The following is a 14,922-nucleotide window of genomic DNA, read 5'->3' as shown; positions in this document are numbered from 1 at the left end:
TTAAAACGAAGCGCAGCTTATCCATGATATATAAACGGCAATAAAAATCATTAAACTCAACTTCTTTTTCGCTATCGACATTCAGGCTAATTACAATTAAGGCTTTATCGTTCATAGAGGTTTTCTTTCAGAGTCTGAATAAAATCAGTGTTCGAAAAGAGTTTGGTTCAAGGGGTATTCAATTGTCATCGAGTTTAACTTCAGATACATTAAAAATACTTCTTTTAAAACCATTACTTATGAAAAAAATTGCTATCTTATTCATCTGCCTTTTCCTGTTTTCAACCATTACGCATTCCTGTGATTTAGACAGGACTATACGCTTCGCTGGCAATGACTGGGATAGCAATAGTTTCAGTACTGAGGTGGCCCGCTATATTCTCGAAACAGGCTATGGCTGCAAAACGGAATCGATTCGAGGCACCTCCGTACCGCTGTTAAACGCACTGGTGCGTGGTGATGTTGATATCAATATGGAGTTATGGAAAGCCAATAATATTCAAATTTGGAACAAAATGCTCAAAACAGGTCGAGTATCAGAAACTAAGGGCGTTTCCATTGATAGAGCAACTCAAAATTTTTATATCCCACGTTTTATCGTCTATGGGGATCCAAAACAAAATATCAAACCATTAGCGCCCAAACTCCGGTCGGTTGTTGACATGAAAAAATACCATCAACTATTCTCAGACCCTGCCGACCCCAATAAAGGGCGATTTTATAACTGCAAAATAGGCTGGGATTGTGAGACGATGAATAGTAAGAAACTGGCAGCCTATGGCTTATTGGATTATTACAACAATTTCCGCACAGGTTCGGGAGAAGCGCTGCGATCAGAGATCATATCAGCCCTCCAACGCAGAAAGCCATTATTTTTCTATTATTGGAGACCAACCTATTTGATGGGCAAATATGGCAATCAAATGCTGGAGCTCAAAGAACCACCATACAATACTAAAGATTGGAATCGACTCGTCAACAGCAAAACCGGCAAAGGCTTGAAAGGTGTGGCATATCCCAGTTTAACCATTCATATTGCTGCTAACGTAAAATTTTTAGACAAAGCCCCCAATATCGCCAAATTTCTCAACCTTTTTTATATGAGTACAGAATTTGTTAATGAAGGCTTGGTCTATATGAATGACCACCAAGATCTAAGGGGTCGCAAAGCAGCGATTGCTTTTTTAAAGAATAACCCGGAAATTTGGCAAAGCTGGATTCCTGAGGCCAATGCCAAACGCGTGCATGAAGCGTTATCAGCCGATCATTCTCTCGACAAACAAAAAACGGCTTCATTTTTACTTAAATTATCAGGCATCTCAGCTATTATTATATTAACGGCTCTGGCCTATTTAATTGGCCAACGACGTTGGTCTAAGCATCGGCTTATTGTCTTTATTTTACCTATTATAACCTTGATTACTCTTGTTAGCTTATATATTTTATACTCCAGGCCATTGTTTTATAACGCAACGCCAGCTCATTCCTTTATTCCTTTTCGCAGTTTTATTGACGAGTTCGTTAATGAGCTCGTAATACATTATGCTGATTTTTTAAGACATTCAATCAGTTACCCGATTTTATATATCGTAGGCGTATTTGAGCGCTTCTTGGTCAACCAACTATCTTGGTTATTTTTAACCGCATTGTTTACCGCTCTTGCTTTCCATGCTTCTAGAAAAATAGGATTAACCTTATTTGTATTGATAGGCAATTTAATCATCTGGGGAATGCAGTTATGGGTACCTGGCGTACAGACGTTAATCTTAATTTTTATTGCCATCATACTGACTGCATCACTTGGCTTACCGCTAGGTATCCTCGCAGGTTTAAATCAGACAATATATCGAACGCTTTCTCCTATACTTGATGTCATGCAAACCATGCCTTCATTTGTCTATTTAATTCCAGTGGTCATGCTGTTTGGTTTGGGTACCTTTTCTGGCGTCGTTGCCACGGCAATGTATGCCATGCCACCATTAATTCGCCTGACCGCATTGGGTATTCGCCAAGTGGATAGGGAAACCTTAGAAGCAGCCAAGGCATTTGGTACCCACCGTAAACAAATCCTGACCAAAGTCCAATTACCTCTTGCCTTGCCCAGTATCATGGTTGGTATCAACCAGGCGATTATGATGGCCTTGGCGATGGTTGTGATTGCTTCTATGATTGGTGTAAAAGGCTTGGGTCAGCAAGTGTTATTTGGTTTACAACAACAGGATATGGGGGTGGGATTTACCGCCGGTTTAGCGATTGTGTTCTTATCGATTATGCTGGATCGAATAAGTCAGGCATACGGTCATCGATTACAAGTCCATTATCATATGCAAGGATCTGAATGAATGAGTGATATTGTCATCCAAGACTTATGCAAAATATACGGTCAAGTTTCCAAGGAGGCAGTAGCCTTATTAAGGCGAGGAGCCAGCAGCGATGATATCAAAGCCAAAACCGGTGAGATGGTGAGTTTAAATCATGTGAACTTAACCATCCATCAGGGTGATTGTCATGTGATCATGGGATTATCAGGTTCTGGTAAATCGACTTTTTTGCGCCACTTGAATGGGTTACTGAAACCGACCCTAGGCCATATTTATATTGATAATGAGGATATCACCCAATATAACGAGAAAAAAACCAACCGCTTTCGCCAACAAAAAGCCAGTATGGTGTTTCAACACTATGGTTTATTGCCGCATTTTAACGTGTTTGAAAATGTAGCCTACGGGTTAATGGTGCAGTCAAAATGGCGCCGGTCTGCTTCAATTGAAAACAAAGTTGCCCATTGGATTGATCAAGTCGGATTATCCGGCTTTGAAAAAGCCTATCCGTCCGAACTGTCAGGCGGGATGCAGCAACGGGTTGGCTTGGCCAGGGCTTTAGCTACAGAGGCAGATATTTTGCTTATGGATGAGGCTTTCAGCGGCTTAGATCCATTGATACGTCATGAAATGCAGACATTATTATTAAATCTAGAATCGCAAATGAAACGCACCATTATTTTTGTTACTCATGATTTGGATGAGGCACTCAGACTGGGGGATCGGGTGACGATTTTATATCAGGGCACTATTGCTCAAACTGACACGCCAGTGAATATTGTACGAAATCCGTCTAATGAGTATGTCAAACGCTTTGTCGAACATGTCAATCGCAGCCAGTTTATGACAGCGGGTACCGCCAAACTGTCGTGCTTAAATTTTCCCCCCGATATCTCAATTGAACAGGCAATTTCCCAGATGAAACAACAAGGGGTGGGGGAGTGTTACGTTGTTGAACACACTAATATTAGTGTGGTTGGTTTGGCTCAATTAATCGGCTCGGATAAACAAGGTACTATCCAAGCTCATCTAAAACCTGCATTAACGGTTACTGAAGATAAAACACTAGAAGAAGTATTACCCTTAAGCTTACAATCGGATTTGCCATTAGCGGTCATTGATAAGCAAGGCCATATTCAGGGAAAGCTATCCAGAAAAGCCATCCTCGCCGCGCTAACCTCCTGAGCCAAGCAGATAAACCATCTTTAATCCACCGTAAATCTTTCGCTACAAATACTAGCAGGCTGTCTTCATGATAAAAAATCTTTGTAAAGGGATTATTTTGGCATACTGATTTATAGATTAAAATGAGGATTTTTATACCATAATTGCTATTATGGACTGATATTTGAGAAAATTTTAGTCTGGCGTCTATCGAATACAATGGATACATGTTTTATAAAGAGGCGCTTCGAGATGTTCTGCCTGCGGATGGTAACCTTAAACTATTTGCACACTGGAGTTTGGCGAAATAACGATAGTGCGATAAATCGTATGAATTGGGAGCTATGCACAAAGAATAGTGGGAGGTATGGGGAAGCTCCCTAGTTTACTTGATCATCTTTGTTATATCACCATTATTTTTTGTATGGTTTTGTTTCAATTTTATCAATATCATCCTGAATGTTCTCAATATTTTCTTTTGATGTGGTTTTAAATTTAAAAAACAAGTTGCTGCTAGGAGTATTCGAGCTTATGCTTTTTATCTTAACGGGAAGAGCAATAATCGCATTTAAAATTGCTCTTCCAATTTTTTCACGCCAGCTCATTTCTAATGCGTTATTATCCATTAAATGAATTTTGATGATCGTTTTCATTTGATTTTTACATTCTGACCTGAGACTTTCCTGATTTTTTCCTCTGTAACTTAAAAAGTCCTCTTTGCAACTTTGTTTGGTTGTACTGATTTGGCTTTGCATTAAAGCTTCAACATGACGTAAGTGCGTGATACGATCATCATTGGGATTCTTAAGGCTAATTCTAGTTATTTCACCGTTAATTTTTCCTTGAATGCCATTTAAAGCTAAAAAGAATGGATCCTGCTCTACTTTATCATGTATTTCTTGTTTTCTTTGTTCTTCTCTTATCCTAATTGTCTCTTCTTCCCTTTGTTTCTCTTCTTCTTTTCGTTGCTGTTTTAAGTTCTTTGCTTCCTTTACCGCTTTAGGAAAATCAGCTTTAAACATTTCTGTAGATAAGGTGGATTTGCCTTGAGCTTTTGTTGATGCTTCAATTAGCTTATAGGGTAAATTTCCAGGAAATGGTAAGTCTTTGTATGATTGAACACCAAAAAATTGGCATGCCTCTTGTAAAAAACTTTGGGCGTCAAGATAAAATTTATCACCGCCTTTTATTTGTGCAGGCTCTGTAGCAAGGGTTATAGTTATTCGTCTAAAATCCGACCACTTCTCCATTAAATCTAATAAATTCTCTGGCTTAGGCACCCTCAGAGAAAAGATATCTTCCCACTTTTTTTTGGTTTCCATCCAGTGTCTTAATACTTTGTCAGTCATTTTATTTACCTTAAACATCTGTATATATAAATTATACAGTCTGATTATTAATTAAATATTACGTAGAGATAGTTATTACAGGCAGCGGGCAGGAGAATGTCCTCTGATGACGACTTTTAAAAGCAAGCACTGGTGCAGATAACATCGAAGAGGTGGAAAATATCTCGCAATGTGCCTTGAAGAAATAAGACTGGCAACAATTTAACGCGTAGGTGTGGGTAAAAAGAAAAGTGTTTTTTTTATCTTTATTATTCAATCGTTTAAGGAATGAAGGAAGTTTTAATTATTATCTAAGATCGAAACATGCCATTTATAGGGTTGTTGAACGGACGAGGGCTTTAAAGAGGTTGCGGAAGCATTTTTTATAGATTAAAAACTCGGGATGAAACTGCACTCCTAAAAAAAATTGTTTTCTTGGATCTTCTATGCATTGCACGATTTTATTTTTTTCGGAAGCGGTAATCACAAGATCACGACCAAGTTGACTGATAGATTGTTTATGAAGACTATTCACCTTTATCTCAGGTTTTTGTATTAGTAAAAATAATTTACTTCCTTGTTTAATATAAATCTTTTTTCTAAAGAAGATATAGCCTATTAAATTTGAAGGGTATTGTGCCTTTTCATACGCTTTAGTGATATCTAAATGCAACTTGCCAGAACGAAATATATTCATAAGCTGACACCCCCGACAGAGACCAAACACGGGGATGTTTTTTTTCTCGGCAAAGGTTAAATGAGCAAGCTCTAATTCATCTCGTTCGGGTTCATACGGGTAGCCCGTCTTTTTTGTTTCCTCATATAGCTCGGGGTTTATATCCACCCCGCCACATAACACCAAGCCATCATAATCAAAAAAATTTGAATTTTTTTTAGCGGTGATGCATTTAGGCTTTCCACCAGCTAGCCAGATGGCAAATTTTACAAAAAAAATCACTGTTCTTGATTGTTTAACAGAGTGAGTAATGGCAATAACAGGTCGATTGTTCATAAATCTTGTAGATAATTTGAAGTGGTATTAATCCATTGATTTTTATTAAAAAAAAGGGATTGCCGCTCCAAAGCCAAATATTCTTTCACCATTTCCTCTTGCATTAATTCATTCGCTGCCAGTTTTTCGATATACAACCACCGTCTCCATTCAGTTGTAAAATTCCAATCAGGCAGGTTTAAATTCGAATTAGCTAGACGATAATGAAACGTGGGACGTGCATGAATCAATCTTGAGCCTACTTTTTCTTTCACAGTTTGTTCATCAATATACATAAATAACGGCAACATATCCAACGCGCGGTTACGCGTGCGATTGTAGCGGATATAATCACGCATTAAGGTATCCATTGAAGGCTGATAGTCGGATTGCAAAATCTTTTTTTTGTAAGCCCGCGGATACTCATTAATAAAGGGGGATACGGCTCGGCTAAAATCAACATCAATTTCGTTTCTTAGCCAATCACTAAGCAACACATATGCACGCAAAAAACTTAAAATGCAGGCAGCGGATAAAGAAGGGATATCAGGATTAACATGTACCCCAAACGCAGCAATTTTTGAGGTATGTGTCCCCTTTGCCCCATGTTCACGTAAATCATCTACAATCGGATCCAATGATTGAATGGATTGAATGGTCACGGGCGGAGTTATGATTTCTAAAGGAATAATTTCATCAAAGGCCGAGGAAATAAATTGTTCAATATACCCTTTTATATCCATTTTATTTTCTTTGCGATTTTTTTCTGATTCAGCCGCCAGTTGCTTTAAAAGATGCGCATCCAGTTCTACTTTAAATTGCCCAAGACATGAATCGTTTAATATGTATTCATTTTGATTGAGACGCTTAATATTTCCCGAGAAAAGATTTTTCAAAAGTTGAATGGATTCGTCAATAGAAATACCCACAAATTCAATTTCAAATCCCACAAGACGCTCATTTCCCTCATGGTTTTTTAGATAGGGTGGAAATAAATCCTTAGAAGATGTCTCATATTGAGTATTCATCCACGCTCAGGAAACTGGAAAAAAGAGTTATTTTTAAACAATAAATTAATATAGGCTATAAAACAAGAAGATCCCATTGCTGAGAGACTATTTTTACTATTACTGTTTACTGGAATGAGAAAAAATGGAAGCAGCATCTTTTTAGGTGGGCTTCCAGTGCATCGCAAACTTTTTATTCACAAGATAAGCGTAACATACTCTGTAATTTAACCCGACTTTTGCCATAACTTAAAAAATCAATGGCAAATAGCAGATATCACATAGGAACTTAAACTGGTAAATTGGATTTGAGAATTTGCATTTATAACGATTTGCATGGTTTGCAGCTGCTTGACGGAAATATTCATACTATTGCCTGTATTTAACGTTGTTCCGTTAACCTCGCCTCGTCCTCGTAATTGCTTAATATAGAATGTGTTATCAGCATAACTATCTACATGCATTTCACACCACATTTGAATATTTTTACTGGTAGAGTTAGTCATGATAACCGGCTTATTAGGTAAAAACTCATACTTTATAGCTGATGGTTGAGCTTCCAAGGCAGCCGCAGTAACATCTCCTGTCAACAAAAAAAGAAGAAAAAATGCAATTGATCTGAACATGGGTTGATATCCTATATTATTAAATTCCGTTTCATACAATGAAATAAATAAATTGAAATTTCAATATAGGCGAATGATCGCCAATCCAGAAGCTCATTTTATAAATGGATTAAGTAGATTCATATCAAGAAGAGTTAATGAAAATAACGTGCACCTTATTTGGTGTACAAATTTTAATCCCCACTAAAAAGAGAGCTTTAGATAAAAGAGGAACGCTTTATTTGACATGCCTACAGCAAATAGACTTGTAAAATATATTGCGGCCTTGGGGTTACTCAAATCAATCATAACGCCCTTAATAAAAGCTTTCATAATGGTGGTTGAGCGATTTATCGGTTGAGGGTGATCTGAAATTATTTTTTTTTGAGTGAGTATGGTTTTTATTCCCAAATAAATTAAATAAGCCCCACCTAATAATTTCAATATTTCGTAAACAAAGCTGCCTGAATGAAGGATGACAGTGACGTGGTCAAGCAAATTGCGACACACCAGTTAAGCAACCATTTTTAACAACCTCATTTCCTTTTCGAATTGATTTGGGCTTTTATAACCAATTGTTGAGTGAAGCCGAAAATCATTATAAAAAACGGTGATGTAATTTAATACATCCCGGTGTGCCTCAGAACGCGTCTGATAATGTTTCCATTGCACTCGTTCTTGCTTCAAGCTACCAAAAAAGCTCTCTGCAACCGCATTATCCCAACAATCACCTTTTCTGCTCATGCTGCCAGTACACTTCCAGTCGTTGAGTAATTTACGGTACTCATTGCTGGCATATTGAGAGCCTCTATCTGAATGCACAATTAAGCCAGGTTTTGGTTTACGTTGCCATAAAGCCATTTTCAGGGCATCACAAACTAAATCTGCCTTCATCCTTGAACTCATACTCCAGCCAACAACTTTCCTGGAGAACAAATCAATAACCACTGTCAGATATAACCAACCCTCTTGTGTTGACAGGTAAGTAATATCCGATACATAAGCTCGGTCTGGCGCACTGGGCGAAAAATCACGGCTCAGAACATTTTCAAAAACCGGTTTTTTATGTCTGCTATTGGTCGTTATCTTATATTTTTTTCTGTACCGAACCATAACGCCCGCTTCTTTCATCAGGCTCTGAGTTTTACGCCGACCAACCGGATATCCTAGAGCATTTAGCGCTTTTCTCATGCGTCTACTGCCAAATGTATAAGTACTTTTCTCCGCGATGTCTTTCACAAAATCAATCATCTCCTGATGTAATGGATCGCTCGGTTTACCGTGTCGATTTCGACGGTATCGATAATATCCTGAACGCAAAACGCCCAGTAATAGACACATCTTGTCTATTGGCCAGACCTTCTCATGTTGGGCGATAAACGAATATTTCACTTCGTTTCCTGAGCAAAGAAGGCCGCCGCCTTTTTTAAAATCTCCTTTTCCATCTTCAGCCGACGGTTTTCTTCTCGTAGCTGGCGAATCTCAAGCTGTTCAGCCGTTAATTTCCCGTTACCCCTGAATGCATTCCCTTGATCTGATTCATGTTCTTTTATCCACCGACTAAGCATATTGGGATGAATTGATAAACTGCGAGAGGCCTCAGCTCGACTGTAACCTTGATCTTTTACAAGGCTTATCGCATCAAGTTTAAATTCTTGTGAAAATTTTCTTCTAATTGTCATCTTTTTTACTCCAGTTAAGCTTATTATCTCTTAACTGCTGTGTCCGAATCCATTAAACCACGTCACAGTCAAGCCGAGTAAGCTTAAGAAACACCATATGGTAGTTCCAAAAGCAATGCCCATAGATGTTGCAATACCGGCCATACGCGAATGGGAAGCAGAGGATGATACAGTTGCAAATAAATTTGGTCCGGGCACGATAACAATGATGGCCCAACTTACAATTATTAAAATGAAACTTGAAAAATATATAGTCATAACTACCTTACCTAATCAGCTTTCTCAATATAGTCGATAATAAAATCAGTAAATTGACTGGTACGTTTTGCTTTGGTTTCATCGCTAGTCAAGTCTACAGTAATCATCCCCCTGGCAAAGGTTGCATTGATGGCTTCTTCAATAAGATTTGCCTCTTTATGCATTTCGAATGAATGCCGTAACATCATTGCAGCAGACAGTATCTGAGCACATGGATTGGCAATGCCTTTACCGGCAATTTCTGGCGCTGACCCACCGGATGGCTCATAAAGCCCCAATCCATCTGCATTCATGCTGGCAGAAGGGATTAGGCCTATGGATCCTGGTAATGCGGCTGCTAAATCTGAAATAATATCCCCAAACATATTTTCTGTGACAATCACATCGAATTGCCGGGGGTTAAGTATCATTTGCATTGCACAATTATCAACAAGCATGTGAGTTAATTCCACCTCTGGATAGTAACAGGCCACTTCATTCACTACTTCACGCCATAACTTAGAGGTTGCTAATACGTTAGCTTTGTCTACTGAACAAATTTTTTTATTTCGATTCATAGCTGCCTGAAAAGCCGAATGGGCGATTGTCTTCACTTGCGTTTCATCATAAATGCAACTATCTGAAGCTGTTCGAATATTATTTTTCTTCTGTTGTTGGTGCTCACCAAAATAGATGCCTCCCGTTAACTCTCGAAAAATGATAAAATTGATTCCATTCTTTATTTTATTTTTTTGCAGTGGACTACATTCCGCTAATTCAGGAAATACTGAGATTGGACGAATATTAATAGACAAATTAAAGTGTTTTCTTAATTTCAATATGCTATTCACTTCACAATGTTGCCATTTGTCTAGATGCTGTTGGTTAATTGGGCCTCCCACTGAGCCAAACAATATGGCATCAGCTGACTGGCAAATATCCAGTGTTTCCTCCGGTAAGTGAGATTGGTAAAGGTCAAAGGCCTGTCCGCCTATTTTGCCTTCAAAATAGTCAAACTGGTGTTCAAATTTGTCAGCTACACAATTTAAAACCCTTAAAGCTTGTTGCATGACCTCGGGACCAATGCCATCACCCGGCAAGACTGCAATTCTTTTTGTCATCTGGTTACCTCCAACAAATAATCAAGTTCATCGTGACCTTTTAAAAAACATTCTTTATGAAAAGAGTCAAATTCAAAATGATAGCTATCTTCATTCAATATCGTGATAGCTTGATGGTCTAAATCAACCGTTAGGATAGGCGCATTTTTTTTCACGTTTTTTATCATAGACTCAATCATTGAAGACTCTAGGCTAATTAGTAGCAGTCCGTTTTTTGCAGCATTGTTATAAAAGATATCTGAATAAGATTTTGCTATCACAACGCGAATGCCTGCTTGCATTAATGCCCATACAGCATGTTCTCTTGAGGAGCCACAGCCAAAATTTGTTTTTGTTACTAGAATTTCAGCATTTTTATAGCTAGGATTATTCCAAATGAAATCAGGATCCTGTTCACAAAGTCTTTGGAACAAATGATTACCATAGCCATTTTTATCAATTTTTGTTAAAAACTGTGCTGGTATAATCATATCAGTGTCAACATTATCCATATCAAGCGGGATGGCTTGACTAACGATGTTTGTAAATGGCTGCATTTTTATATCTCCTCAGCTGAACAAAAAGAGCCTTTGATGGCGCTGGCTGCGACAGTGGCAGGTGATGCCAGATGGGTAATGCTGCCAGTTCCTTGTCTTCCAATAAAATTGCGATTTGAAGAACTGATACAACGTGCGCCCGGAGGAATTTTATCTTCGTTCATTGCCAGACATAATGAGCATCCAGGCATACGAAATTCAGCGCCAGCATCTGTAAAAATTTTGTCTAGATTTTCTTTGATAGCTTGGTGATAGACCTGCTCAGAGCCAGGCACGACATACATGCTCACATGTTTTGATATTTTCTTCCCTTTAAGAATCTTTGCAGCCAATCGTAAATCTTCAATCCGCCCATTGGTGCAACTGCCAATAAAAGCCCAATCGATTGATATATTGCGAAGATAGTTGCCAGGATTTAATTTGGTATAGGCATAAGCTTGCTCGGTACCAGATAATTTGGGGATACACTCATCAATGCTAACGGCTTGTTCCGGATTAATTCCCCAGGTAACCATCGGTCTTAATTTATTGATATCAATGTTAATTTGTTTGTCGTATTGGCAACCTGGATCACTTTTTAGTTCTTTCCAAAATTTTAGGCCTGACTGCCAGTTTTGACCTTTAGGACTATAACGACGACCTTTTAAATATTGGAATGTGACTTCATCAGGGGCAATTAACCCCGCTCGAGCACCACATTCGATGGACATATTACACAATGTCATCCTGGCTTCCATTGACATAGAATTAATCACTTCCCCTTTATACTCGATGATATGTCCTTTAGCCCCAGCAACACCAATAGTGGCTATTAATTTCAATATAATATCTTTAGCTGTAACGGATTTATCCGGCTGTCCTTGGAACGTGATCAACATTGTTTTTGGTTTGTTTTGCAAAATGGCACCGGTTGCTAATACATGGGCTACTTCAGAGGTACCAATACCAAATGCTAATGCGCCAAATGCCCCATGGGTTGATGTATGTGAATCACCACAAACAATGGTTTCTCCCGGCAAGGTAAAACCCAATTCAGGGCCAATCACATGGACAATGCCTTGATGATTGCTATCAAAATCAAAGAGCTTGATACCAAATTCTTTGACATTCTTTCTTAAAGTCTCAACTTGAATCCTGGCATTTAGGTCATTGATAATTTGTCGATTGTTGGATGTCGGAATACTATGATCAATCGTTGCAATGATGCGTTCAGGATAACGGACATTAAGGCCGCGCTTTCGTAACTCATCAAATGCCTGTGCTGAAGTCACTTCATGAATTAGCATTTTATCAATTGCAAAGACGCAAGGGTGAGATTTTTTTTGCATAATCACATGATTGTCCCATATTTTTTCAATAATATTCTTAGCCATATCTTACTTCCTCAAAAACTTGATAATTTGCTTCAACATAGGCTTGATTAACTGCATCTATATAGGCTTTAAGCGCTGATATATGAATATCGGAATCAATGGCTTTACCAATGAAATTATCCTGGCCTGCAATCGACACGATGACCGTGGACATACATTTTGCATTGACATCGTTCCCTGCGCAGGAGTTTGACCGATAATCTGTTATTTCTATCAGTGGAAAATAGGCCTTTACCGCCTTATCCAATGCTGCTAAGGCAGAGTTCTCACTGATATTTTTAATGACAATACCGTTTTTAGAAAAAAACGTTCCATGTATTTTCAACGTCATATGGCCTGACTCATTTTTTGAATACTCAATTCCTTCAAGCTTGATAGGGGATTTGATGAATTTATATCCTTTAATTACCTCTTCATCGGTAATGCCTTTTCGCCTGTTTGGATACTTATCCTTTATACCTTGCGCAATAGACACTTTCTCATTGGTTTCGCAGCGATAGCCGTTTTTCTCAATAATGTGTTTTGCATGATTACCGCCACTTAAAGGTCCAAAGATGAAGCTTACTTCCTGGCCTATTTGCTTAGGATCAAATGGTTGATAGGCGAGTGGGTTTTTTAAAATAGCATTTGTATGCCCACCGGAACTATGTCGGGCCGCATTTTGGCCGGTAATTGGCCAGTGAGGCTGCCTGCTTAACATTTTTTGTGCAATAAAATCTGAAATTTCACTTAATTTTTGCAAGTTAATGTCCGTGTAAAATTCATGATCTGAATGCATGTCACGACCAAATTGGTCAATGAGCATGATGCATTGCTCCAATGCAGCATTACCCGCTCGCTCACCAACACCGTTCATACATCCTTCAATTTGCCTGGCCGGCCCATGTACAATCGCATTGATGCTATTATCTAAGGACAAACCAAAATCATTATGACAATGAGCTGACCAAGTCACTTCTTGTTGTGGGAATTCTTTTTTTATAATGTCAGCATGTTTATTCATGTTCCAAACAAAATAATCTTTCTGCCAACGTGAAGCACCGCCAATTGTATCTGGGCAGTTAATAACCGTAGCACCAGCACTTACCGCTGCTCTTATCGCATCGGTGGTAAAGTCGAAATTGCCTTGCATTCGAGAATAGCCCTCGGCGCTAAACTCCACTTCAAATCCGTTCGATGTTGCCAAGCTTATATAACGATAAATATTTTCTATTATCTGCAAACAATTTGAATTTGATTTGCCCAAAGATGCCCGCATTAAGTTGGGGTCGACAGGCACATAGGTGTGCAGTCTCGCTTTATTTAGGACTAAACTTGGCTCTAGTGCCTTCATCGTACGAATGATTTGCTCTTCCCGAAGTTGGCATAATGCAGCAATGGTCATGTTTGATTTTCTTTGTGCCATATGTTTTGCAATACTTTGTACGATCTCAAAGTCATATTGACTGGCTGCAGGAAAACCGGCTTCTAATACATCAATACCAAGTGCATCCGCATATTCTGTGTATTTGATGTTATCTTCAAAGGACATACCCGCACCGGGAGATTGTTGCCCATCTCTCAATGTTGTATCAAAAATGTATATTCGTTCTTTCTTTTTCATGCTACCACCTCTTTTTGAGGACTGATAAAAGTTAAGGCAGCATCAAATTCCTTTCTTTCGCCATGAACTATTTGATTGTAAATTCGTTTAATTTTCTCTGTAATGGGTCCAATTTTCCCGTCCGCAATGTACCGGTCATCTAAAGATCGGATTGCCGTAACTTCAACTGCGGTTCCACAAAAAAATGCTTCATCTGCTGTGTAAATTTCATCAATTTTGAAACGTCGTTCCTTGATAGAAAAGCCATTCTGATTGGCAATGTCTATAATCGTGTCTCGTGTAATCCCTTTTAAAATAGTCCCTGTTGGGGTTGTGATTATTTTTCTGTCTTTTACAATAAATATATTTTCAGCACTTCCTTCTGCCACATACCCCTCCACATCTAAAAGCAGAGCTTCATGATATTGAGTATTTTTTATGGCTAAGCCGGCTAAAATGCTGTTAATGTAATGACCACTAATTTTGGCATCAGCGATGGTTGATTTAGGGTGTATCCGAATAAAAGGACTGGTGGCAATATCAACGGCCTGTACAGGCAAATAATCCCCCCAAGGCCAGCAGGCAATGATGATATCCACGGGTAAATCAGACGTAGGGGTGACTTTCATACTTCCATAACCATAATATGCTAACGGACGAATATAGGCCTCATCACAATGGTTTTTTTGTAGTGTAGTGATGACAGCTTGGCATATTTCTTCGATACTATATGGAATTTTCATACCAAGTTGTTTTGCAGAATAAAAAAAACGTTCGATATGTTCTCGCAATTTAAAAACAGCTGATCCGGTTGATGTTTGGTAGCAACGTATGCCTTCAAATACCGCGGAACCATAATGGAGCCCATGGGTTAGAACATGCGTTTGAGCGTTTTGCCACGGAATAAAAGTACCATTTTTCCAAATAAAGCCTGATGTGTTCATATTATTTCCATAAAAGTCATGTTAAATCTTC

The 14,922-nt window shown here is 38.6% G+C and carries 14 protein-coding genes; 2 read left to right on the top strand and 12 right to left on the bottom strand.

The window, feature by feature from the left end; all coding sequences use genetic code 11:
• Positions 1-182: 182 nt before the first annotated feature.
• Both E4T55_RS15480 and E4T55_RS11655 read left to right on the top strand, forming a co-directional pair.
• A complete protein-coding gene (locus tag E4T55_RS15480) occupies positions 183-2,342 on the top strand; it encodes a glycine betaine ABC transporter substrate-binding protein (protein ID WP_065236011.1) in 2,160 nt (719 codons plus the stop codon).
• The gene (locus E4T55_RS11655) at positions 2,343-3,506 is read left to right on the top strand and encodes a quaternary amine ABC transporter ATP-binding protein (RefSeq protein WP_065236010.1); all 1,164 of its coding nucleotides are present in this window, start codon (positions 2,343-2,345) and stop codon (positions 3,504-3,506) included.
• A 392-nt stretch (positions 3,507-3,898) separates the two neighbouring features.
• Here E4T55_RS11655 and E4T55_RS11650 read toward each other — a convergent pair whose 3' ends face one another.
• From E4T55_RS11650 to E4T55_RS11595, 12 genes are all read right to left on the bottom strand, one after another.
• Complete coding sequence (locus tag E4T55_RS11650; protein WP_058502460.1) at positions 3,899-4,834, bottom strand: hypothetical protein; 936 nt, start codon at positions 4,832-4,834, stop codon at positions 3,899-3,901.
• A 310-nt stretch (positions 4,835-5,144) separates the two neighbouring features.
• Positions 5,145-5,825 (bottom strand): gamma-glutamyl-gamma-aminobutyrate hydrolase family protein, encoded by a 681-nt coding sequence (locus tag E4T55_RS11645; RefSeq protein ID WP_058502459.1) that lies wholly within the window; start codon positions 5,823-5,825, stop codon positions 5,145-5,147.
• Positions 5,822-6,832 (bottom strand): amidoligase family protein, encoded by a 1,011-nt coding sequence (locus E4T55_RS11640; protein ID WP_058502458.1) that lies wholly within the window; start codon positions 6,830-6,832, stop codon positions 5,822-5,824. Before E4T55_RS11640 ends, E4T55_RS11645 begins: the two co-directional genes overlap by 4 nt.
• A 236-nt stretch (positions 6,833-7,068) precedes the next feature.
• A complete protein-coding gene (locus E4T55_RS11635; RefSeq protein ID WP_058502457.1) occupies positions 7,069-7,437 on the bottom strand; it encodes a hypothetical protein in 369 nt (122 codons plus the stop codon).
• 183 nt (positions 7,438-7,620) lie between these two features.
• Positions 7,621-7,926 carry a LysE family transporter gene (locus tag E4T55_RS15660; RefSeq protein ID WP_058502456.1) on the bottom strand — a complete coding sequence of 102 codons (306 nt, stop codon included), beginning with the start codon at positions 7,924-7,926 and terminating at the stop codon, positions 7,621-7,623.
• Positions 7,927-7,929: 3 nt separating this feature from the next.
• A protein-coding gene (locus E4T55_RS11625) for an IS3 family transposase (RefSeq protein WP_115325230.1) occupies positions 7,930-9,098 on the bottom strand; the annotation gives its coding sequence in 2 pieces (ribosomal slippage) (positions 7,930-8,834 and positions 8,834-9,098; 1,170 coding nt in all).
• 30 nt (positions 9,099-9,128) lie between these two features.
• The gene (locus E4T55_RS15655) at positions 9,129-9,356 is read right to left on the bottom strand and encodes a LysE family transporter (RefSeq protein WP_082636561.1); all 228 of its coding nucleotides are present in this window, start codon (positions 9,354-9,356) and stop codon (positions 9,129-9,131) included.
• Positions 9,357-9,367: 11 nt separating this feature from the next.
• Positions 9,368-10,405, bottom strand: a complete 1,038-nt coding sequence (gene leuB, locus E4T55_RS11615) for a 3-isopropylmalate dehydrogenase (RefSeq protein WP_218564008.1) — start codon at positions 10,403-10,405, stop codon at positions 9,368-9,370.
• A 47-nt stretch (positions 10,406-10,452) separates the two neighbouring features.
• Positions 10,453-10,992: a 3-isopropylmalate dehydratase small subunit gene (leuD, locus tag E4T55_RS11610; RefSeq protein WP_058502448.1), complete on the bottom strand. Its 540-nt coding sequence runs from the start codon at positions 10,990-10,992 to the stop codon at positions 10,453-10,455.
• Positions 10,993-10,994: 2 nt separating this feature from the next.
• Positions 10,995-12,365, bottom strand: coding sequence for a 3-isopropylmalate dehydratase large subunit (gene leuC, locus E4T55_RS11605; protein ID WP_058502447.1), 1,371 nt, complete (start codon positions 12,363-12,365; stop codon positions 10,995-10,997).
• Positions 12,358-13,968 carry a homocitrate synthase/isopropylmalate synthase family protein gene (locus E4T55_RS11600; RefSeq protein WP_058502446.1) on the bottom strand — a complete coding sequence of 537 codons (1,611 nt, stop codon included), beginning with the start codon at positions 13,966-13,968 and terminating at the stop codon, positions 12,358-12,360. Before E4T55_RS11600 ends, leuC begins: the two co-directional genes overlap by 8 nt.
• Positions 13,965-14,891, bottom strand: coding sequence for a branched-chain amino acid transaminase (locus E4T55_RS11595; RefSeq protein WP_058502445.1), 927 nt, complete (start codon positions 14,889-14,891; stop codon positions 13,965-13,967). Before E4T55_RS11595 ends, E4T55_RS11600 begins: the two co-directional genes overlap by 4 nt.
• Positions 14,892-14,922 lie beyond the last annotated feature (31 nt).

This window comes from Legionella israelensis (genome assembly GCF_004571175.1).
GTDB classification, from domain to species: Bacteria; Pseudomonadota; Gammaproteobacteria; order Legionellales; family Legionellaceae; genus Legionella_D; species Legionella_D israelensis.
The sequence above is the reverse complement of the archived record's forward strand: the minus strand, read 5'-3'. Positions and strand labels throughout refer to the sequence as shown.